20 protein-coding genes are annotated in these 20,381 nt (G+C 64.7%); 7 read left to right on the top strand and 13 right to left on the bottom strand.

Annotated elements, in window-relative coordinates; genetic code table 11:
• Positions 1 to 505: 505 nt before the first annotated feature.
• On the top strand, positions 506 to 1,147 hold the full coding sequence (locus ACFQX9_RS18720) for an OmpA family protein (protein WP_247299603.1): 642 nt from the start codon (positions 506 to 508) through the stop codon (positions 1,145 to 1,147).
• Between the two features lie 57 nt (positions 1,148 to 1,204).
• Here the strand turns inward: ACFQX9_RS18720 and ACFQX9_RS18715 are convergent, their stop codons facing one another.
• Positions 1,205 to 2,635 (bottom strand): phospholipid carrier-dependent glycosyltransferase, encoded by a 1,431-nt coding sequence (locus tag ACFQX9_RS18715; RefSeq protein ID WP_377790023.1) that lies wholly within the window; start codon positions 2,633 to 2,635, stop codon positions 1,205 to 1,207.
• Positions 2,636 to 2,686: 51 nt separating this feature from the next.
• Here ACFQX9_RS18715 and ACFQX9_RS18710 point away from each other — a divergent pair, with 51 nt between their 5' ends.
• Positions 2,687 to 3,385: a FecR family protein gene (locus ACFQX9_RS18710; RefSeq protein WP_346731706.1), complete on the top strand. Its 699-nt coding sequence runs from the start codon at positions 2,687 to 2,689 to the stop codon at positions 3,383 to 3,385.
• A gap of 2 nt (positions 3,386 to 3,387) precedes the next feature.
• Positions 3,388 to 4,548 carry a hypothetical protein gene (locus ACFQX9_RS18705; protein ID WP_377790022.1) on the top strand — a complete coding sequence of 387 codons (1,161 nt, stop codon included), beginning with the start codon at positions 3,388 to 3,390 and terminating at the stop codon, positions 4,546 to 4,548.
• A 155-nt stretch (positions 4,549 to 4,703) separates the two neighbouring features.
• Here the strand turns inward: ACFQX9_RS18705 and ACFQX9_RS18700 are convergent, their stop codons facing one another.
• The 3 genes from ACFQX9_RS18700 to ACFQX9_RS18690 form a co-directional block, all read right to left on the bottom strand.
• Positions 4,704 to 5,192: a VOC family protein gene (locus ACFQX9_RS18700; protein ID WP_247372609.1), complete on the bottom strand. Its 489-nt coding sequence runs from the start codon at positions 5,190 to 5,192 to the stop codon at positions 4,704 to 4,706.
• 42 nt (positions 5,193 to 5,234) lie between these two features.
• Positions 5,235 to 5,663: a VOC family protein gene (locus ACFQX9_RS18695; protein WP_026232857.1), complete on the bottom strand. Its 429-nt coding sequence runs from the start codon at positions 5,661 to 5,663 to the stop codon at positions 5,235 to 5,237.
• A 131-nt stretch (positions 5,664 to 5,794) separates the two neighbouring features.
• Positions 5,795 to 6,307: a cupin domain-containing protein gene (locus ACFQX9_RS18690; RefSeq protein ID WP_085349946.1), complete on the bottom strand. Its 513-nt coding sequence runs from the start codon at positions 6,305 to 6,307 to the stop codon at positions 5,795 to 5,797.
• A gap of 127 nt (positions 6,308 to 6,434) precedes the next feature.
• On the opposite strand from ACFQX9_RS18690, the gene ACFQX9_RS18685 reads away from it, so the two are divergent.
• The gene (locus tag ACFQX9_RS18685) at positions 6,435 to 6,653 is read left to right on the top strand and encodes a CsbD family protein (RefSeq protein WP_007606928.1); all 219 of its coding nucleotides are present in this window, start codon (positions 6,435 to 6,437) and stop codon (positions 6,651 to 6,653) included.
• Positions 6,654 to 6,711: 58 nt separating this feature from the next.
• Here ACFQX9_RS18685 and ACFQX9_RS18680 read toward each other — a convergent pair whose 3' ends face one another.
• From ACFQX9_RS18680 to ggt, 5 genes are all read right to left on the bottom strand, one after another.
• Complete coding sequence (locus tag ACFQX9_RS18680; RefSeq protein ID WP_026232858.1) at positions 6,712 to 7,176, bottom strand: FKBP-type peptidyl-prolyl cis-trans isomerase; 465 nt, start codon at positions 7,174 to 7,176, stop codon at positions 6,712 to 6,714.
• Positions 7,177 to 7,236: 60 nt separating this feature from the next.
• Positions 7,237 to 9,528, bottom strand: coding sequence for a xanthine dehydrogenase family protein molybdopterin-binding subunit (locus tag ACFQX9_RS18675; RefSeq protein WP_377790020.1), 2,292 nt, complete (start codon positions 9,526 to 9,528; stop codon positions 7,237 to 7,239).
• 2 nt (positions 9,529 to 9,530) lie between these two features.
• The gene (locus ACFQX9_RS18670; protein ID WP_377790018.1) at positions 9,531 to 10,547 is read right to left on the bottom strand and encodes an FAD binding domain-containing protein; all 1,017 of its coding nucleotides are present in this window, start codon (positions 10,545 to 10,547) and stop codon (positions 9,531 to 9,533) included.
• Between the two features lie 4 nt (positions 10,548 to 10,551).
• Entirely contained in the window at positions 10,552 to 11,166 is a 615-nt protein-coding gene (locus ACFQX9_RS18665; protein WP_085349950.1) for a (2Fe-2S)-binding protein, read from the bottom strand.
• 169 nt (positions 11,167 to 11,335) lie between these two features.
• The gene (ggt, locus tag ACFQX9_RS18660) at positions 11,336 to 12,922 is read right to left on the bottom strand and encodes a gamma-glutamyltransferase (protein ID WP_018455014.1); all 1,587 of its coding nucleotides are present in this window, start codon (positions 12,920 to 12,922) and stop codon (positions 11,336 to 11,338) included.
• Between the two features lie 184 nt (positions 12,923 to 13,106).
• On the opposite strand from ggt, the gene ACFQX9_RS18655 reads away from it, so the two are divergent.
• Complete coding sequence (locus tag ACFQX9_RS18655; RefSeq protein WP_018455015.1) at positions 13,107 to 13,889, top strand: rhodanese-related sulfurtransferase; 783 nt, start codon at positions 13,107 to 13,109, stop codon at positions 13,887 to 13,889.
• Entirely contained in the window at positions 13,879 to 14,097 is a 219-nt protein-coding gene (locus ACFQX9_RS18650) for a SlyX family protein (RefSeq protein ID WP_007606917.1), read from the top strand. The genes ACFQX9_RS18655 and ACFQX9_RS18650 overlap by 11 nt, the downstream gene beginning before the upstream one ends.
• 6 nt (positions 14,098 to 14,103) lie before the next feature.
• Here the strand turns inward: ACFQX9_RS18650 and ACFQX9_RS18645 are convergent, their stop codons facing one another.
• Positions 14,104 to 16,008: a diguanylate cyclase gene (locus ACFQX9_RS18645; RefSeq protein WP_377790015.1), complete on the bottom strand. Its 1,905-nt coding sequence runs from the start codon at positions 16,006 to 16,008 to the stop codon at positions 14,104 to 14,106.
• Positions 16,009 to 16,179: 171 nt separating this feature from the next.
• Complete coding sequence (locus tag ACFQX9_RS18640) at positions 16,180 to 16,395, bottom strand: hypothetical protein (RefSeq protein WP_007595236.1); 216 nt, start codon at positions 16,393 to 16,395, stop codon at positions 16,180 to 16,182.
• Between the two features lie 110 nt (positions 16,396 to 16,505).
• On the opposite strand from ACFQX9_RS18640, the gene hemE reads away from it, so the two are divergent.
• Positions 16,506 to 17,540, top strand: a complete 1,035-nt coding sequence (gene hemE, locus ACFQX9_RS18635; protein ID WP_085357455.1) for a uroporphyrinogen decarboxylase — start codon at positions 16,506 to 16,508, stop codon at positions 17,538 to 17,540.
• A gap of 202 nt (positions 17,541 to 17,742) precedes the next feature.
• On the opposite strand, the gene hemC is transcribed toward hemE, so the two are convergent.
• On the bottom strand, positions 17,743 to 18,723 hold the full coding sequence (hemC, locus tag ACFQX9_RS18630) for a hydroxymethylbilane synthase (RefSeq protein WP_247490307.1): 981 nt from the start codon (positions 18,721 to 18,723) through the stop codon (positions 17,743 to 17,745).
• A gap of 25 nt (positions 18,724 to 18,748) precedes the next feature.
• Positions 18,749 to 20,374 (bottom strand): GMC family oxidoreductase, encoded by a 1,626-nt coding sequence (locus ACFQX9_RS18625; protein WP_377790013.1) that lies wholly within the window; start codon positions 20,372 to 20,374, stop codon positions 18,749 to 18,751.
• Positions 20,375 to 20,381 lie beyond the last annotated feature (7 nt).

Raw genomic sequence — 20,381 nt, 5'->3', positions numbered from 1 at the left:
AGGGACACGGTCCGATCCGGCGGGCCACTGCGATAGAACTGATAATCACTTGGCCTCGGCACTGGGTGGAACTCGGCTCCCTTCGTTTGCGCTTGTCGGAGGCTGTGCCCTGCTAGGCGTCCATCTGGCCGAAAAATTGTTCACAGACAGGCCAACACGCGACGGCTTTGCGACAATCGGTGAGCATGGGTTTCCTGGAGTGAACCGGCCCCGCCGCCCGAGCGGCACCTCGGCGCGGCGGTCCTCAGTGATGCGGATCACGACAGGACTGCGACGGCTCGAACCATCGCCGGAGAGGTGTGCGACCACTTCTCTTCCCGCGCTGGCGCCCCTCCTCGGAGCGGACCGCGGGTCGGCTCTCTATGAACCGAAACCGCTTGAAATACGCTGCCGTGGTCCAGGACGGCCCCGTTTCCACCGTGACCAAGATCACACCAGGGCTTTTGAACCTGCCCTATGCTCGCAGCATCAAATAGCCATCAGGCGTCACAACGAGGATACGACAATGACCCGTTTCAATAAGTCTTTTGCACTGAAGGCGGTGACCCTCTCGGCAATTCTGTCGATGACAGCCGGCCTGGCGATGGCCGGCGACGGCAATGTCTCTACCAACCAGATCCTGGATGCACTGAAGCCGAAGCCCGTGACCCGGGGTCTGTCCGCAGGTCCGCAGGTTGATCCGGCGGTCCAGGCCAAGGAATCGACGTTCCTGAACACCGTGCGCAACCGCTCGACGCGGTCGCTGTCGACGGGCGAGCGCGAGCAGATTGCCGAACTCGCCGCGACCAAGCCGAAGATCGATCTGGAGATCCAGTTCGACTACAACTCGGCCGACATCGCCAAGACGTCGGTGCCGTCGGTACAGGCGCTCGGCAAGGCGCTGTCCGATCCCTCGTTGAAGGGCTCGACCTTCGTCGTCGCCGGCCACACCGATGCGGTCGGCACCGAGGCCTACAATCAGGGGCTCTCCGAGCGGCGGGCCGACACCATCAAGAAATACCTGGTGCAGAACTACGGTCTCACCGGTACCGATCTCGTCACCGTCGGCTACGGCAAGACCAAGCTGAAGGACGCCGCCAACGGCGCCGACCCGATCAACCGCCGCGTCCAGGTCGTGAACATGGACACCAAGACCGCGTCGAAGTAATTCCCAAATTGTCGCCCATCAAGACGCCGCCTGCCGTTCTCCCGGCGGGCGGCGATTTCATATCCAGCTTTGGAAGAGCATCAGCCGATTGAAGGTCTGCATCGATGTGCCGACGAAGGCCGCCGAGATCGGCAGCATGGCGGCAAAGCCGATCGCGACGACCCCGACATAGGCCCACAACAGCCAGCCCGGTAGACCGTCCCGCCGCAGCACGTAGACCAGCGCGAGCGACGCCACGGTCGCAGCCGGCAGATAGTAATAGATGAAGGCGAGCGTACGCGGCAGCAACGCCCAGGCGAGCCAGGACCCGAAATAGAAGACCGCGATCAGGAACGCATCCCGGCGACGCGCGACGACGAAATCGCGCAGCACGACGGCGAGCGCGAGCAGCGTCGGCCACAGCACCAGGGGGTTACCGAGAAAGACGATCGCGGAGACATTGTCGTCCACGGTCTTGTCGAACAGGAACCACACCGGGCGCGCGAGCAGCGGCCATGACGGCCAGGCGCTCATATAAGTGTGGCCGGCGATGGCAGTGGTGGTGTTGTCCGCGAAGATCCGGCGCTGCGCCTCGACCAGATCCGGCAGCGACACGCCGTGGAGTGGGACGAAGGCCGCAAGATATGTCATCGCGGGCAGGACGGTGAAGCAGAGCACGACGTGATGTAATCTGAAGTCGGGCCAGAGATCAGGCCGGTACCAATCCCCCGGCTTCGCGTCGGCAAACAGGGTGTGCCAGCCCTGCATCAGGCGGATCACCGCGACGATGACGATGCAGATTCCGAGCGGAAACAGGCCGCTCCATTTGCAGGCGGCCGCACAGCCGAACAGGCTGCCGGCAGCCGCGAATAATGCATGGGGACGATCCTTTCGAAAGCCATGCATGAAGGCGGCAATCGCGAGCAGGCCGAAGCCGAGTGCAAAAATGTCGAGCATCGCGACGCGCGCCTGCACGTACAGCATCTGGTTGCAGGCGGCGATCAGCGCGGCGGCGATCGCAGGCCCTTGCGCGGCGAACAGCGCGAGGCCGCACAGATAGATCGCGACGATCGCGAGCGCGCCGAACAATGTCGCGGGATAGCGCCAGCCCAGCGCGCTGTCGCCAAAGGCCGCGATCGATAGCGCGATCAGCTCTTTCGCCAAAGGTGGATGCATCGGATTGAGCATCGATTGCGACACCGCTGGTGCCAGCATCTGCCGCGCCGCCGGCACGTAGTGCACTTCGTCGAAGACGAACTTCTCCGGCGTCGTCAGGCCAATCAGCAGGGCAAGATGCGCGACCAGGAAAATCGCGACAGCAATCACTGCGCTCCGCGACACCTTCGGAACCGCAGGCAAGTCAAGTCGCGTTTGTGGGGATGTCTTGCGTGGCAATTTTGCGTCACCGCGGAGAATAATAGAGATCGCGGTTTTCATTGAACGCATTCTGCCGCAACTGTCACTAAGCATAACGCAGGTCTCGCGCTGCTTGTGATAATTCCGCCACATCGCAAGCGCGCGTGATCCGGTACGATCAGGGACACATCGATCGGTTGCGAAATGAATTTGCGTTTCTGGCTTTTCTCCACGCTGTTGTCGACCCTCTTGTGCGCGGCCCCTTGCGCCCAAGCCCAGACGCGCGTCGGTGAAGCCGTCTTGATCCAGAATGAAGTCGTTCGCGTGGCCTCGACCACGACGCCGATCAGCGTCGGCGACAGCATGCTGCGGGACGAGACCGTGCGCACCGGCGCCGGCAGCGCGGCTCGCTTCGTGATGGCGGACAGCACCAATCTGTCGCTCGGTCCGAGCGCCACGCTCAAGCTCGACCGCACCGTCTTCAACGACGAGCACAGCTATCGCGACGTCGCGATCCGCATGACGACCGGCGCATTCCGTTTCGTCACGGGACATTCCGAGAAGACCGCCTACAAGATCACGACCCCGCTCGCGACCATCGGCGTGCGCGGTACCACTCTCGATATCCTGTCCCAGCGCGGCCGCTCGGTCGTCGTGCTGCAGGACGGCGCCGCCAGTGTCTGCACGACGAGCCAACAGTGTGTGCAGCTCACCCAGCCCGGCGACACCGCAATCATCACCTCGACCGGCGGCAAGATCTCCATCAGTAAGACCAATACGCCGCCCTGGACCTTTGCCGCGACCTGCGCCGCGAGCGCGGGACTGTGCGCGGTCAGCCAATATGCGGACGCGTCGCCGACCATCACGCCCGCCCAAGACGACGGCATGCTGTGCGGGCGCTAACGATGGAAGTATTCAACGTCAGGCGCTTCATGCTCGCGAGCGTGCTGACCGTCGTGGCTGCGTTTGCGTTGATCGCGGTCGAGGCCCGTCCGGCGGCAGCCGCCACGATTTGCGAGTCCGAGTGCGGAGGGCCGACGCCCACCCCGGCGCCGAGCTATTCACCCTCGCCGACGCCGACCTACAGCCCCTCGCCCTCGCCCAGCCCCACCCCGTCATCGTCGCCGAGCCCTTATCCGTCATCCTCGCCGAGCCCGACACCGACACCAACCGGCGCGGATTCAAGCGGCAGCTCGATCGGCGTCCTTGCCAATCAGCGCTTCAACCAGATGATCACCAACCGGGTGCTTGGCACGGTGCTGCTCGGCGTCAACGAGCAGATCAATTGCAACAACTGCGTCAGCGCGTTCGGCTCCGCAGGCTCGTTTTCAGCGGGCATCCACGGCCGCAAGGAGCTGACCAACAATCTGTCGCTGCTCGCCGGCATCGCCTACACGCAGTACAGCGAGGGCGGCTACAACATCACAAGCGCTCCCATCGCCGCGTTCGCGCTGCGCTATGATTTCACCGACTGGGGCTCGTCGCGCCCGTTCTTCGACGTCGGCACGATCCTGACGCCGTGGGAGAAGGCGCGCTACACCCGCAGCTACAACACCAACCTCGGCCCGGTGAACGTCACGAGTTCGACCAACGCCTCGAACTACGCCGTTTATGGCCGCGCCGGCTGGATGAGCCGCGTGTCGCCCCGCGACGAGGTCGCCGCCTCGATCGAGGTCTGGCAGCTCTGGCAGCGTGTCTCGGGCTATACCGACAGCGCAGTGGCGTTCAATCCGTTCGACGCCAGCATCGCGACCGGCACCGACCGCACCAGCCTGGTCAAGATCGGCGGCCAGTGGACGCATCTCTACGGCAGCAATATCGAGGCCAACATTAACGGTGGCTGGGTGCAGTCATTCGCCAGCCATAGCGGCATCGTCGCCACCGTGACCGGTGACGGCATGGTGGTGCCGACCATGGGTAACCAGGGCTGGTTCGAATATGGCGGCCGGCTCGGCTTCCGCGTGCAGAAGGGCTGGATCGTCGACCTGTTCGCCAACGGCACGCTCGGCCCGCAGCCGGTGGGTAACACCATCCATGGCGGCGTGGGGCTGCGGATCAATTATTAGCGGCGGGCCTTCGCTCAGATTCCGCTGTCATGCCCCGGCTCGACCGGGGCATCCAGTACGCCGCGGCCGATCGATTGACCAACGACCGTCTCGGCGTACTGGATCGCCCGGTCAAGCCGGGCGATGACAGTGAGGATGTGGCAAGGGCACGCCCTTCACGCCGCCGACTTGCCCTCGAACGCCCGCCGCAGCGCCTCCACGTCCAGCTTCACCATCTTCATCATGGCCTGCATCGCGCGTGCGGCAGCCGCCTTGTCGGGGCTGGAGAGGAATTCGAACATCACCTTCGGCACCACCTGCCAGGCCACGCCCCAGCGATCCCTGAGCCAGCCGCACTGCTCTTCCTTGCCGCCATGGGCCAGGAACGCATTCCAGACGCTGTCGACCTGGGCCTGATCGTCGCAATGGATCATCAGCGAGATCGCGTGGGTGTATTCCATTTTCATGCCGCCGTTGAGCGCGACCAAAGGCTGTCCCGCCACCGAGAATTCGACGACGAGCACGGAGCCTTCCTTGCCGGACGGGCCATCTGAAACGTTGCGCTGAACATGCGTGATCGCCGAATTCGGCACGAGCGAGACGTAGAACTTCGCGGCTTCCTCGGCATCGCCGTTGAACCACATGCAGGGAACGACCTTGGACATCTTGAATGCTCCTCTTCGGTTTCTTGCTGTTGTGGGGTTAGATCAGGCGTTCGCCATGTCGGACTGCGCCGCGAAGGCTGCCATGTCCATCCAGTTCACGCCCCACATGTGGCCGTCCGGATCCTCGAAGCTGCGGCCGTACATGAAGCTGTATTCGTCCTTCGGGCTGGGATCGGCCACCCCGCCTGCAGCCGCGGCCTTGCTGACGATATCGTCGACCTCGGTCCGGCTATCGGCGGACAGGCAGAACAGCGCCTGGTTTGAGGTCTTTGCATCCGAGATCGGCTTCGGCGTGAACTGCCGGAATTTCTCGTGGGTCGTCAGCATCGCGTAGATGGTCTCGGAAAAGACCATGCAGCTCGCTGTTTCGTCGCTGAATTGCGGGTTCCTGGTCGCACCGACCGCCTCGTAAAAGGCAGTGGCGCGCTTGAGGTCGGTCACGGGCAGATTGAGGAAAATCATCCTGGGCATCGGAGCTCCTTGGGCGGGGTTCTGCCCAAGGACGGACGGCCAAGCGGCGATCCGACACGGCTTCCGGATCTTTTTTGGAGCCCTGCCCGCGAGGTTCTGTCACACAGAACCCGCTGGCTTTCAGGCGATCCTCACTTCTTCTCGTTCGGATCGCGGTGAATGGGATCGACCCACAGGACGGTCTCGGGCTTCTCGACCGGCTCGATATCGAGGTTGATCGCCACCGCCTCGCCGTCGCTGCGCACCAGCACGCATTCCAGCACCTCGTCCGCGCTGGCGTTGATCTCCTGATGGGGCACGTAGGGTGGCACGAAAATGAAGTCACCGGGGCCGGCCTCTGCGGTGAATTGCAGGCTCTCGCCCCAGCGCATCCGCGCCTTGCCCTTCACCACATAGATCACGCTTTCGAGATGGCCGTGGTGATGCGCGCCGGTCTTGGCGTCGGGCTTGATGCTGACCGTGCCCGCCCACAATTTCTGCGCACCGACGCGCGCGAAATTGATCGCGGCCGCGCGGTCCATGCCCGCCGTCGACGGAACGTTGGTATCGAGCTGGTTGCCGGGAATGACGCGCACGCCGTCATGTTTCCAGCGATCGTGGTGATCGTGGTCATGGTGGGAATGCGAATGGTCATGGCCGGTCATGGGACTTGCTTTCTATTGGTTCCGTGTGCGGCAAACTAACCCAAAGCCGCGACATCGAGCCATAACAAAATCGGAACCCTCATAACCGTCGAACGTTGTCTTGGCGAGCAAACCGCAGGAGAGTTTTATGGGTAGCACGACCGACAAGATCAAGGGCACCGCAAACGAGGCAATGGGCAAGGCCAAGCAGGGCGTTGGCGAAGCCACTGGATCCGAGCGCCTGAAGGGTGAAGGTGCAGTCCAGGAAGTGAAGGGCAAGGGCCAGCAGGCCATGGGCGACGCCAAGGACGCCGCGAAGGACGCGGTTGATCGCGCAGCCGCTGCGGCCAAGCGCGCGACGGAGTAACGGCGTCGCACTCAAAGCGAAAAGACCGGCCGAGAGGCCGGTCTTTTTGTTTGCGGGCTTACTTCACCCCGAGCAATTCCACGTCGAACATCAGCGTCGCGTTCGGCGGGATCACGCCGCCTGCGCCCCGGGCGCCATAGCCGAGCTGCGGCGGAATGATCAGCGTGCGCTTGCCGCCGACCTTCATGGAGGCAACACCCTCGTCCCAGCCGGCGATGACGCGGCCCTTGCCGATCGGGAATTCGAAAGGCTCGTTGCGATCCACTGACGAGTCGAATTTCTTGCCCTTCTGGCCGTTCTCGTAGAGCCAGCCGGTGTAGTGCATCACGCAGATCTGGCCCGGCTTGGGCGAAGCTCCGGTGCCGGCGACGCTATCGGTAATCTGCAAACCTGAAGCTGTTGTCATGGTCTTCCCTGCGGTCTGGGCCGAGGCCGTGGTGGAAACGAAATCGGACACGCCGGCGATCACGGTGATCGCGAGTGCCGACATGATGGCGAGGAGCATGCGCTGTAAACGCTGCATAAGAGACCTTCCGTTTGAGGCGCAAGGTGTCTAGTGCAACGCTGACGCCGTTTCCACCCCTCACACCTCGATATTTTCGAGCCGCACGGGCAGCTTGCGGATGCGCTGGCCCGTGGCGTGATAGATCGCATTGCAGATCGCCGCATTGGTGCCGACATTGGCGAGCTCGCCAAGGCCTTTCACGCCGGCCGGGTTGATACGGTCGTCCTGCTCGGAGAGCAGGATCACTTCGACACCGGGCACGTCGGCATTCACGGGCACGAGATAGTCGGCGAGATTATCGTTGACGTAGCGTGCATTGCGCTCGTCGATCTCGGTGGCCTCCAGCAGCGCCGAGGACATGCCCCAGATCAGGCCGCCCATGAGCTGGCTGCGCGCCGTGCGCGGATTCATGATGCGGCCCGCCGCAAACGCTCCCACCAGCCGGGGGCAGCGGATTTCATGGGTAAAGCGGTTGACGCGGACCTCGACGAACTCAGCACCGAAGGCATAGGCGATCTTGTCTTTCATCTGATGGCCACCGACGAGCCGCGCGTGCCCGCTGTGCATGGCCGTGAAGGAATCCAGCGGCGCGCCTTCGGGCTTCCACTCGCCGTATTCCTCGACGATGCCGACGCCGAGCGCGTCGAAGGCCTTCTCGAGATCGAGTGGACGATCGCTCTGCGCCGCCTGCGTGCTCGGCGCCTGGCTGATGCCGACAGTCTCCTTGGCCTTGTCGGCGAGGCTGTCGCTCGGCATCACGGCCTTGAACAGCCTTTGGCGAATGCGGTCGCACACCATCATCACCGCCGAGCAGGTGCTGGCAGTCGAGTTCGAACCGCCGGCAACGGGCGCCGGCGGCAGATCGCTGTCACCCAGGAAGACCGCGACCTTCTCCAGGGGCACGCCGAGCCGCTCGGCCGCGGTCTGGGCGATGACGGTATACGCACCGGTGCCGATCTCGTGACCGGCGATCTCGACCCGGGTACGGCCGTCGCGCTGGAGGCGGACGCGCGCGGCAGACGGCGCCATCTGCGTCGGATAGCAGGTGGCAGCACAGCCATAGCCGACCAGCCAGTCGCCGTCCGACATCGATTTCGGCTGCGGCGAACGCTGCGCCCAGCCGAACGCCTTCGCGGCCTCATCGAAGCACGCCATCAAGGACCGCGACGTATAGGGCTTGCCGCCGATCGGCTCGACGGTGGTGTCGTTGATGCGGCGGAGCTCGACGGGGTCCATGTTCAGCTTCACAGCGAGCTCGTCCATCGCGCTCTCCAGCGCGAAGAGATACGGCACCTCCGGCGGCGAGCGCATGAAGCCGGGCGTATTGCGGTCGGCGCGCACGATCGACACCAGACTTGCGACGTTCGGGCAGGCATAGAGCCGCGTCGTCGTCTTGGTGCCGCCGACGCAATAGGCATCCGGACGCGACGAAACCTCCGCGCCGTCGTGCCTCAAAGCCACCAGCTTGCCGTCCCGACCCGCACCAAGCCTGATCTCATGGCGCGTCTCGGCGCGGTAGGTGGCGATGGTGAAACCCTGGTCGCGGGTCGGCACCAGCTTGATCGGCCGGTTCAGGCGTTTGGCAATGCCGGCGATGATGGCAGTGCGGGACGTCATCGAACCGCGCGAACCAAAGCCGCCGCCGACATAGGGATTGACGACACGGACCTTGTCGGCGTCGATACCGAGCTGCTCGGCGACGCCGTTCTTCAGGCCGTAGACGTACTGGCTGCCCTCGTAGACGACGAGCTCGTCGCCCATCCAGGCGCAGCTCGTCGTAAACAGCTCCATCGGATTGTGGTGCTGGGTCGGCGTTTCATAAGAGGCGGTGAGCTTGACCTCGGCCGCGTCGAACGCCTTGGCGAAATCGCCGACCTCCGGGTCTTCCTTGAACTGTGCGTTCTGCCCCTTTGCCGCTGCCGTGGTGGTCCCCGGCGAGTCGAAGCTCGCACTCGGCGCCGCGGCCGTGTAGCTGACCTTGACGCGATTGGCGGCCTCGCGCGCCGCCTCGTAACTCTCGGCGATGACGACGGCGATGATCTGGCCGTCATGGGCGATGTCGGCCGATTTCAGCGGCTGGATCGTGGTGCCGGCATAGCCGCCATTGCTGAACAGTTTCGATTCCTTCAGCTTCGGAGCGTTCTCGTGCGTGACGATGTCGATCACGCTGCGGACCCGCTTGGCATCGTCGAGATCGAAACTGTCGATGCGGCCCTTGGCGATGGCGCTGGTGACCAGGAACGCGTAAGCTGGATTGTCGAGCGGCATGTCGGACGCATATGTCGCCCGGCCCGTGACCTTTGCGGCCGCGTCATAGCGCGGCACCGGCTTGCCCATGTTCGCTTTCGGCTCGGGAGCTGCAGCGGTCATGATCAGATCTCCATCGTTACGGCCTGCTGGAGCGCGCGCGCCACCACGCGCTTGCCGAGCGCGATCTTGAAGCTGTTGTGCCGGCGGCCTTGGGCGTCCGCAAACGCGGCATCGGCCACACGCTGCGCCAGACCGTCGTCGAATTTCTGTCCCTTCAGCAGCGCCTCCGCCTCGCGCGCCCGCCACGGCACGGTGGCGACGCCGCCGAGCGCGACACGCGCGTCCCTGATCGTGCCATCCTGCACGTCGAGCGCGACCGCAGCCGACGACAGCGCGAACTCGTAGGACTGCCGGTCGCGCGCCTTGAGATACACCGAGCGCGGCCAGCGGCCGGGAACGGAGAACGCAGAGATCAGCTCACCGGGCCGAAGCGTGGTCTCGATATCGGGCGTCCTGCCGGGTGCCTTGTGCAAATCCGCAAACGGCAGGTTGCGCGTTCCGGACCTGCCGGTAATCTCGACCATCGCATCGAGCGCGATCAGCGCCTGCGCAAAATCGCCGGGATAGGTCGCGATGCACTGATCGGACGTACCGAGCACCGCATGCATGCGATTGACGCCGTCCATGGCGGCACAGCCCGAACCAGGATTGCGCTTGTTGCAATTCTCATAGGAAACGTCGCGGAAATAGCTGCAACGCGTTCGCTGCATCACGTTACCGCCGAGCGTCGCCATGTTGCGCAGTTGGGCGCTGGCGGCGAGCTTCAGGGAATTCGCGATCACCGGATAGTGGCGCTGGATCTCGGCATGCGCGGCCACGTCGGACATCTTCGCGAGCGCGCCGAGCCGCAAGCCGTCACTGCCGGGCTCGATCGCCGACCAGCCCCGCGCCAGCGGATTGATATCGACGATCGCGGCGGGCCGCATCACGTCGAGCTTCATCAGGTCGATCAGCGTGGTGCCGCCCGCGAGCGGCTGTGCTGTAGCCTTCGTCAGCGGATTGTTCGCAGTTGCGGCAGCACTGAGCGCCTGCACCGCCATGTCGGGGTCTGTTGCCCTTTGATACGAAAACGGTCGCATGCGCCTAGCCTTTCATGATCTCGGGCGCGGCCTGCTTCACGGCGGCGACGATGTTGGGATAGGCGGCGCAGCGGCAGATGTTGCCGCTCATGTATTCGCGGATGTCGGCCTCGCTGCCCGCATGCCCCTCCTTGACGCAGGCAACGGCGGACATGATCTGGCCCGGCGTACAATAGCCGCATTGAAACGCATCGTTGTCGACGAAGGCCTGCTGCATCGGGTGCAAATGATCGTCGGTGGCAAGGCCCTCGATCGTGGTGATCTCCTGCCCCTCGGCCGCGAGCGCGAGCGTCAGGCACGACACCACGCGCCGGTCGTCGATCAGTACCGTGCAGGCACCACATTGGCCGTGGTCGCAGCCCTTTTTGCTGCCGGTGAGCTTGAGATGCTCCCGCAGCGCGTCGAGCACCGTCGTGCGGGCGTCGATGCGCAGGCGCTTGTCCTTGCCGTTGACCCGCAGCGTGACATCGACAGGAAGCGCCGGATCCTGGGCGGCCGACACGCTCGCATCCTGCGCGGCCGCACGCGCCGTCATGGGGACCAGCGCGCTGCCGGCAACGCCGGCCATGAAGGCGCGCCGATCGAATCCGGACGGTCCGGAACCTGATTTTTCGGACATGGAGGGCCTCCGCCGCTTCGAGAAAGAGCAGCGCACGCCTGCACCGCTCATCGGCCCTTAACCTGAAGCAATGAGCTCCGTTCCGAACGAGAAAGGGCGACGCAGCAAATGCCGCGTCGCCCTTCGTCAACTTTTCCTGATCTCGCGCGGGGAACTCCGTGCGCGGTGGTCAGTATCCGAGCGCGCAACCGTCTTTGCGCGGATCGGAACCGCCGGTGAGCGTGCCCTTGTCCCAGTCGATCCAGATCGCCTGCGCGCCGCCGAGCGGACCGACGACGCTGGTGGTCTTGTGGCCGAGCTTCTTCAGGCCTTCGACAATGGCGGCCGGCACGCTGTCCTCGAGCTGGTACTGACCTTCATAATGCAGGCCGCGCGGCATATCGATCGCCTCCTGCACGTCGCAGCCATAATCGAGAATGTTGGTCACCACATGGGTCTGGCCAACCGGCTGATATTGTCCGCCCATCACCGCGAACGGCATCACGGAACGGCCGCCCTTGGTGAGCAGGCTTGGCATGATCGTGTGCAGTGGACGCTTGTCGCCGGCGATGCAATTCGGGTGGCCGGGCTGGATGCGGAAGCCGCCGGCGCGGTTCTGGAGCAAAATGCCGGTCTTGTTCGAGACGATCGCCGAGCCGAAGGAATGCGCAACCGAGTTGATGAAGGAGCAGACGTTGCGGTCCTTGTCCACGACGGTGATGTAGATGGTCGACGGGTTCATCGGCGGCGCGACGTTCGGCAGGTCGAGCATGCCGTCCATGCGGATCTTGTCGATGTGCTCGTTGCAGTATTCCTTGGCGAGGATCCTGGCGACCTCGATCTGCATATGCTCGGGATCGGCGACATGCAGCTCGCGATGCATGTAGGCGATGCGCGCGGCCTCGGCTTCGAGGTGGAAGCGCTCGATGCTGAGCGGCGCGTATTTCGTCAGGTCGAAACGCGACAGGATGTTCAGCATCAGCAGCATGGTGAGGCCGGGTCCGTTCGGCGGGCACTGCCAGACGTCATAGCCCTTGTACATGGTCCCGATCGGCGTCGTCGTCTCAGTGGTGTGCGCGGCGAAATCGTCGAGCGTGTGCAGGCCGCCGATCCCGCGCAGGGTCTCCACCATGTCTTCCGCGATCGGGCCCTTGTAGAAGGCGTCGCGGCCGTCCTTGGCGATCGCCCGCAGCGTCTTGCCGAGCTCGGCCTGGCGGATGACGTCGCCGGCCACCGGCGGCTTGCCGTGCGGCAGCAGATACCGCTCCGTGTTGGTGCCGGCCTTCAGCTTCTCGAACTGGTTCTTCCAGTCGAAGGCGATGCGGGGGGCGACGACGTAGCCTTCCTCGGCCGCCTTGATCGCGGGCTGAAGCAGCCGGTCGAAGCCGAACTTGCCGTGATCGCGCAAGACGGTTGCAAAGGCGTCGATCACGCCGGGGATCGAGACCGCATGCGCCGAGGTCAGCGGCACGGAGTTGATCTTGCGCTCGAGATACCAATCGGCGTTCGCCGCCTTCGGGGCGCGGCCGGAGCCGTTATAGGCGATGATCTTGCCCTCGCCGCGCGGCTGGATCAGCGCAAAGCAGTCGCCGCCGATGCCGGTCGATTGCGGCTCGATCACGCCGAGAATGGCCGAACCCGCGACGGCCGCGTCCACCGCCGTGCCGCCCTCGCGCAGCACCTCGATCGCGGCAAGCGACGCCTGCGGATGCGAGGTCGCCACCATCGCGTTGGTGGCGTGGACCGTGGACCTGCCGGGGAAATGGAAGTTTCTCATCGAATTCTGCTCTCATTGGGCGTCTGGTGCGGATGGCGCGCCATCTCGGAAAAACCGGGCCTACATGACACATTCCGGCCGGCCGGGGCAAGGCTGGCATGCCAGGGAAATGGCTGCCATCCGCCGGGAATAGAGCTGCTCGATGCGGGTTTTCCGGGCGAGCCCCGCCTGCTAAACGGGCGCCATGATTTACAAGGTCGCCGCCTTCTACCAATTCGCCGCGCTGCCCGATTACCGCGAGCTGCGCGAGCCACTGCGCGCGTTCTGCGCCGGCCTGGAGCTAAAGGGCAGCGTGCTGCTCGCGCAGGAGGGCATCAACGGCACGGTCGCGGGCGCGGGCGAGGCCATCGACGCGCTCACCCAAGAGCTCGCTCACGGCGACATGTTCGGCGGCAGGTTGAACAATCTCGAATTGAAGTTCTCGACCGCCGAGACGATGCCATTCGGCCGGCTCAAGGTGCGGTTGAAGAAGGAGATCGTCACGCTCGGCGACGAAAGCGCCGACCCGACGCGGCAGGTCGGCACCTATGTCGATGCGGCCGAATGGAACGCGCTCATCGAAGCGCCGGATACGCTGGTGCTCGACACCAGGAACGCCTTCGAGGTGGCGATGGGGACGTTCGAGGGCGCGCTCGACCCCGGCATCAGGAGCTTTGGCCAGTTCAAAGATTTTGCGGCCGAGCAGCTCGATCCCGCCAGACACCGCAGAATCGCGATGTTCTGCACCGGCGGCATCCGCTGCGAGAAGGCGAGCGCACACCTGCTCGCGCGCGGCTTTGCCGAGGTCTATCACCTCAAGGGCGGCATTCTCAAATATCTGGAAGAGGTGCCGGAGGCTCAGAGTCGCTGGCGCGGCGAATGCTTCGTGTTCGATGAGCGTGTCGCGCTCGGCCACGGTTTGCAACAACTTGGTTTGCAAGAATTTGGATTGCGCGAACGGGACAAGGACGCGGCACGTGACGAATGAGATCAAGACGCTCGGCGAGCGCATCGACACGCTGGAGACCCGCCTCGCCTATCAGGACGACGCGATTGAGACGCTGAACCAGACCATCACCGCGCAGTGGAAGCAGATCGACGCGCTGACGCGGAGAATCGCAGAGCTCGGCGAGCGGCTGCAGGAGGCCGAGGCGAATGCGCCGGGAGCCGCCAATGAGCGTCCGCCGCATTATTGAGCGGGCTTACTGACCGGACGCCTTGAGAAGAAGGTTACGCACCTCGCCCGACATCATCAGCCGGTTGCGCCCGGCCTCCTTGGCGGCATAGAGCGCCTGGTCGGCGGCCTCGACCAGCGAGGTGACGCCGGCCGTGCGCTCCAGCGCCGGCCGGCACGCAGCACCGCCGAGCGAAGCGGTGACGCAGCCAGCCACATGGTTGCTGGTGTGGACCAGGCCCGCATCACGGATCGCCCGTCGAATCCGGTCGCCGATCAGGGCGCAGCCCGCAGCGTCGGTGTTCGGCAACAACATGGCGAACTCCTCGCCGCCGTAACGCGCCGCAAGATCGCCGGAACGCTGCGCCTCAGCAGCGATGATCTGGGCCACCTGCCGGAGGCAGGCATCGCCCGCGGGATGGCCGTAGTCGTCGTTGTAAGACTTGAAGTGGTCGACGTCGATCATCAGCAAAGAGAGGCTGGAGCGCTCGCGATAGGCACGCGCCCACTCCTCCTTCAATCGTTCATCGAAGCGGCGGCGATTGGCAAGCCCGGTGAGGCTGTCTTCGATCGCGAGCGTTTCGAGCCGGGTCTCGAGCTTCTTCTGCTCGGTGATGTCGCGCGAGATCGCGACCACGCCGTCGACGCGGCCATTCTCCTTGCGGGTCACCCGCATGGTCGATTCGAGCCAGACTTCCGAGTTCTGCCGGTGCACATTGCGATAGGTGACCCGCGCCTCCTCCGCATCGCCGCGCTTCATGGCGTCGACGAGGGCCTGGACCTGCGGCCGGTCGTCCGGGTGAATGCCGGCCAGCGCGAGGGTACCGATCAGTTGATTGGCGCGCCAGCCAACGACGCCAATCGATGACGGCGAGACATAGCGCAGCCGCTCGTCGAGCCCGATACGAGTCACCATGTCACTGGAGCCTTCGGCAAGCAGCCGGAAATGCGCTTCCTTCTCGACCAGCGCGGCCGCCATACTCTGGCCCCGTTGCAGCTGCCGCACCAACACCGCACCGATGATCGCGATCAGCATGACCAGCGCGAGCACGTAGAGCATGCGGGAGATCGCCGCAGCACGCCAGGGCGCCAGCAATTCGGCCTTGTCGACGGTGGCGAGCAGGACCAGCGGATAACGGCCGGAGCGCTTGAAGAAGCTGACCCGGTCGGCACCGTCGAGCGGCGACTTGAAATGGTAGGCGCCGCCCGGCCGCTGCAAGGCGGTATCGCGGAACAGCGGCGTATCGGCAACGCTGCGACCGACGAACCTGTCGTTGCTGGGGTTACGCGCGATGATCAGGCCGTCGCCGTGCGTCAGCGCCACCGAGCTGTTGCGGCCGATCTCGAACTGTTCGTAGAAATGCGAGAGATATCCCGAGCTGATGGTCGCGAGCACCACGCCGCCGAAGCTGCCGTCCAGCTTGTTGAAACGGCGCGACAGGGTGACGACCCACTCGCCGTCGAGCAGGCTCTTCACGGGGCGGCCGACATGGGGTTCCCGTTTCGGCGAGAGCTGGTGATAGCGGAAGAACGCGTCGTCATTGAGCGTCGAGCCGATCGTGCCAGGCGAGGTCAACCAGTTGCCGCGCTCGTCGATGATGGCGAGGCTATGGATGCGCTCTATCGCCTTCTTTCGCGCCTCCAGCAGGTTTCGGAGCTTGGCGATCGTGGCCGGCTCACTGCCGTCCATCTCCAGCCGGCTGACGACGCCGACGACGCCTGAATCCAGGAGATCGAGGCTGTCCTCGGCATGTTGCGTCAGCGAGCGCGCAACGTTCGCCATTTCTGCCTCGGCGCCCTTGAGCACCGCGTCGCGGGCCGCCCATTCCCGCCAGCCGCTGACGCCGAGGATGGCCACGCAGGTCAGCGCGACGAACGCAGCCGCCCGCAGCGGCAGGCGGCTCCATCCGGCTCTTTGGGTCACAGCACTCATGCAGCAGAATTCTCCGATGCCCGGAAACTCTGCTGCTTCTGTTATTGAACTCTGAAACACCGGGAGAAATATGCAGTGATGTCCCCGGCTTTCCGTAGTCGTACGGACGCCGGAATCAGCGCATCGCTAACAAGGCATTAGCAAACCTATCGGAATCCGGCGCTCTCCGCCTTAGCTGAAGATCGCCTTAACCTTGTCCCAGAGCGAGGGATTGTCGGCCTCCGCATCGGCCTTCGAGGGCGTCGGCTGGGCGGCGCTCACGGGGTCGGACGCCGGGAAGGTATCTTTCAGACCGGCGTCGAGCTTGGCGTGGCGGTCGGCGGCGAGCGCTTCGTGCAGATCGTCGGCGTGCTTGTCATGCGGCGCGGGGTTGAATGTCTCAGCCATGGTCTCGTCCTCCGTTGGCTGGTCAACGCGGCCCAATTGCGCTTGGTTCCCCTGTTCCGCTTCGGGCCGTGGCGGTGTATCAGGAGCCCTAACCATCTTCAGGACCGTTCGTGCCCCAGTCTGCGACCAAACCATTCATCGACGTCCTCTCCGGCCCGCGGCAGGTCGTTCCGCCGATCTGGATGATGCGGCAGGCCGGCCGTTACTTGCCCGAATATCGCGAGGTGCGCGCCAAGGCCGGCGGCTTTCTCGATCTCTGCTTCAACCCGGAGCTTGCCGCCGAGGTGACGCTGCAACCGATCCGGAGGTTCGGCTTCGATGCGGCGATCATCTTCTCCGACATCCTGGTGATCCCCTATGCGCTCGGACGTTCCGTGCGCTTCGAGGTCGGCGAGGGTCCGCGGCTCGAACCGCTGGATGATCCCGCCAAGGTCGCAACACTGGCGAAGCACGCCGATTTCGGCAAGCTCGCGCCGGTGTTCGAGGCCCTCAAGATCGTGCGCAGCGCGCTCGATCCCAAGATCGCGCTGATCGGCTTCTGCGGCGCTCCGTGGACGGTGGCGACCTACATGGTCGCCGGCCAGGGTACGCCCGACCAGGCCCCGGCGCGGATGATGGCCTACCGGCATCCGGAGGCGTTCGCCGAGATCATTGACGTGCTGGTCGAGAACTCGATCGAATATCTGCTGGCGCAGCTTGCGGCCGGCGCCAACGCCTTGCAGATCTTCGACACCTGGGCCGGCGTGCTGCCACCCTCCGAGTTCGCGCGCTGGTCGGTCGAGCCGACCCGGCGCATCGTCGAAGGCGTGCGCGCCAAGGTGCCGGACGCCAAGATCATCGGCTTTCCGCGCGGTGCCGGTGCGCAACTGCCCGGGTTCGTCGAGGCGACCGGCGTCAACGCCGTCAGCATCGACTGGACCGCGGAGCCGGCCTTCATCCGCGAGCGCGTGCAGAGCAAGGTTGCGGTTCAGGGCAATCTCGATCCACTGGTGCTGATCACAGGCGGCGCCGCGCTCGACCGCGCGGTCGACGACACGCTGGCGAATTTCGCGCAAGGGCGGTTCATCTTCAATCTCGGCCACGGCATCCAGCCGGAGACGCCGATCGCCCATGTCGAGCAGATGCTGAAGCGGGTTCGGGGCTGATTTATTTTGCGCCTGGGGAGCGGAAAAACAAAAAAACGCGAAAACAACCCCATGCACAGTAGAGAGGCCACGCCCGATCAATGACTTAGGGCGGACTGAAATCAGGTGCGCCGTCATCGCATCAGAGCGCGCCAACATTTGACCCGTCGGGCAAAACAGGCGCATGATGCCATCATCCACCGATGCCCGCCTCGCGGCCGACTTAGCGCGGCCGGCTGCGCTCGATGATCTCCGCGGCGCCCTTGGCCAGCAGATCCAGTCCCACCGCACGGCCGAGTTCGCGTGGGCGATTGGCGGGGCCCGAACGCAAGGCTTCGATGATGGTGTTGCCGGAGAGATCGAGCACGGACGCGGTGAGCGACATCTGATCACCCGCAATGGTCGAAAAGCCCGCCACCGGCGAATTGCAATGGCCGTTCAGCACCCACAGCACCTCGCGCTCTGCATCGGCGCAGGCGTGGGCAGCGGGATCGTCGATCGATGCGAGGATGCGACGCGTCTGCCAGTCCTGCGCGGCGCATTCGACGGCGACGATGCCCTGCCCCGCTGCCGGCAGCATCTCGGCTGCGGTAAACTCGTAGGCGATGCGCTGTGAAAGGCCGACGCGGTCGAGGCCGGACCGCGCCATGATGAGCGCATCCGCAGGCCCCACCGCGCCGCCATCCGGCAGGCGCTGCTTCTCGCCATTGTCGAGTTTTCGCACGCGCGTGTCCGCGGCGCCGCGGAAGTGGATGATCTCCACGTCCGGAAACAACCGCCGCGCATAGGCGGCGCGGCGGACGGCGTTGGTGCCGATCTTGAAACCCTTGCCACGAGATTGGCGCAACGCCTCCAGCGTCACGCCGTCACGCAGCACCAGCGCGTCGTTGGGAGGATCGCGCGAGAGCGTGGCGCCGATCACGAGGCCGGGCGTGTCTTCGTTGCCGGGCATGTCCTTCAGCGAATGCATCGCCGCGTGGAGTTCGCCCGACAGCACCGCGGCGCGGATCTGCGCCACGAAGGCACCGCCCTTGCCGCCATGGGGCAACAGCTTGCTGGTCTGGTCGAGATCGCCCGTGGTGTCGAACTTGACGATCTCGACGTCGAGATCGGGCATGGCGGCGGTCAGGCGGCGCGCGATCTCTTCCGTCTGTGCCAGCGCCATCGCGCTCTTGCGTGTGCCGATCTTGAATCGCGTAGCCAAGCCCAAATCCTCTCAAGACGCGAGTTTACCGCGCATCCTCCAATATCATGTCGGAGGCCTTTTCGGCGATCATGATGATCGGCGCGTTGGTGTTCCCCGACACGAGATCGGGCATGATCGAACCGTCGACGATTCGGACGCCTTCGAGGCCCCTCACCTTCAGCCGCTGATCGACCACCGCGAGCGCATCATTGCCCATACGACAGGTCGAGGTTGGATGGTAGATGGTGCTGCCCCGCTCACGGCAATAGTCCAGCAGCTCGGCATCCGTGGACACCTTCGCTCCGGGATCGTACTCGTCGACCACGAACGGCTTCAGCGCCGGTGCATGCAATATCTTGCGCAGGATCTTCAGGCCTTCCACGTTGGTGGTGCGGTCGGTCTCGGTCGACATGTAGTTGATGCGGATCTCCGGCGGCACTGTCGGGTCGGCGCTCTTGATGCGCAAGGACCCGCGGCTTTCGGGACGGAGCTGGCACACCGACGCCGTGAAGCCGGAGAAATCGTGCAGCTTCTCGCCCATCTTGTCGGTCGAGAACGGCAGGAAGTGGACCTGGATGTCGGGCGAGGCCAGCCGCGGACTGGTCTTGAAGAACGCGCCCGCCGTGCCGGCCGCGATCGTCAGCCAGCCTTTGCGGAACAGCGCATAGCGCGCGCCAGCCATGGTGCGGCGGAGCGGATGATTGATGGTGTCGTTCAGCGTGATCTTCTGCGAGCAGCGCATCACGATGCGGACTTGCATGTGGTCCTGGAGATCGTGCCCGACGCCCGGCGCGTCCAGCACGACGTCGATGCCGTGCTTGCGCAGGAGGTCGGCGGGTCCGACGCCGGAGAGCTGGAGCAGCTGCGGCGAGTTGTAGGCGCCGCTCGACAGCACGACCTCCTTGCGCGCACGGGCGCGGCGCAATGTGGCGCCCTGACGGTATTCAACGCCGATCGCGCGGCGGCCCTCGAACAGCACGCGCTGGCCAAGCGCGCCAGTTTCGATCTTGAGATTGCGACGGGCCTTGGCGGGGCCGAGATAGGCCACCGCCGTCGAGGCGCGGCGGCCGTTGCGCGTCGTGGTCTGGAACAGGCCGACGCCTTCCTGGGTGGCGCCGTTGAAATCAGGATTGTAGGGCAGACCGGTCTCGACCGCGGCATCGATGAAGGCCTTCGACAGCGGGTCGGTCACCACCATGTTGGAGACCGGCAGCGGGCCGCCGCTGCCGTGGTATTGATCGGCGCCGCGCGACTGGTTCTCGGCCTTCTTGAAATAGGGCAGCACGTCGTCATAGCCCCAGCCGGCGTTGCCGCGCTGACGCCATCTGTCGTAATCCTCGTGCTGACCGCGGACATAGAGCAGGCCGTTGATCGAGCTCGATCCGCCCAGCGTCTTGCCGCGCGGCTGGAACACCTGACGGCCCTTCAGCTCAGGCTCCGGTTCGGTCTGGTACATCCAGTTGACGGTCTTTTCCTTGAACAGCTTGCCGTAGCCGAGCGGCACGTGGATCCAGATGTTGGAATCCTTCGGGCCTGCCTCGAGCAGCAGCACGCTGTGCTTGCCGTTGGCCGACAGCCGGTTGGCGAGCACACAGCCGGCAGAGCCGGCACCGACGATGATGTAGTCGAATTCAGGGTCGGAGGGTGTCAGGGAGGAAGTTGCGTTCATGCGCTAC

The sequence above is a fragment of the Bradyrhizobium sp. GCM10028915 genome (assembly GCF_042666195.1).
GTDB classification, from domain to species: domain Bacteria; phylum Pseudomonadota; class Alphaproteobacteria; order Rhizobiales; family Xanthobacteraceae; genus Bradyrhizobium; species Bradyrhizobium canariense_D.
This window is presented reverse-complemented; position numbering and strand designations above follow the sequence as displayed.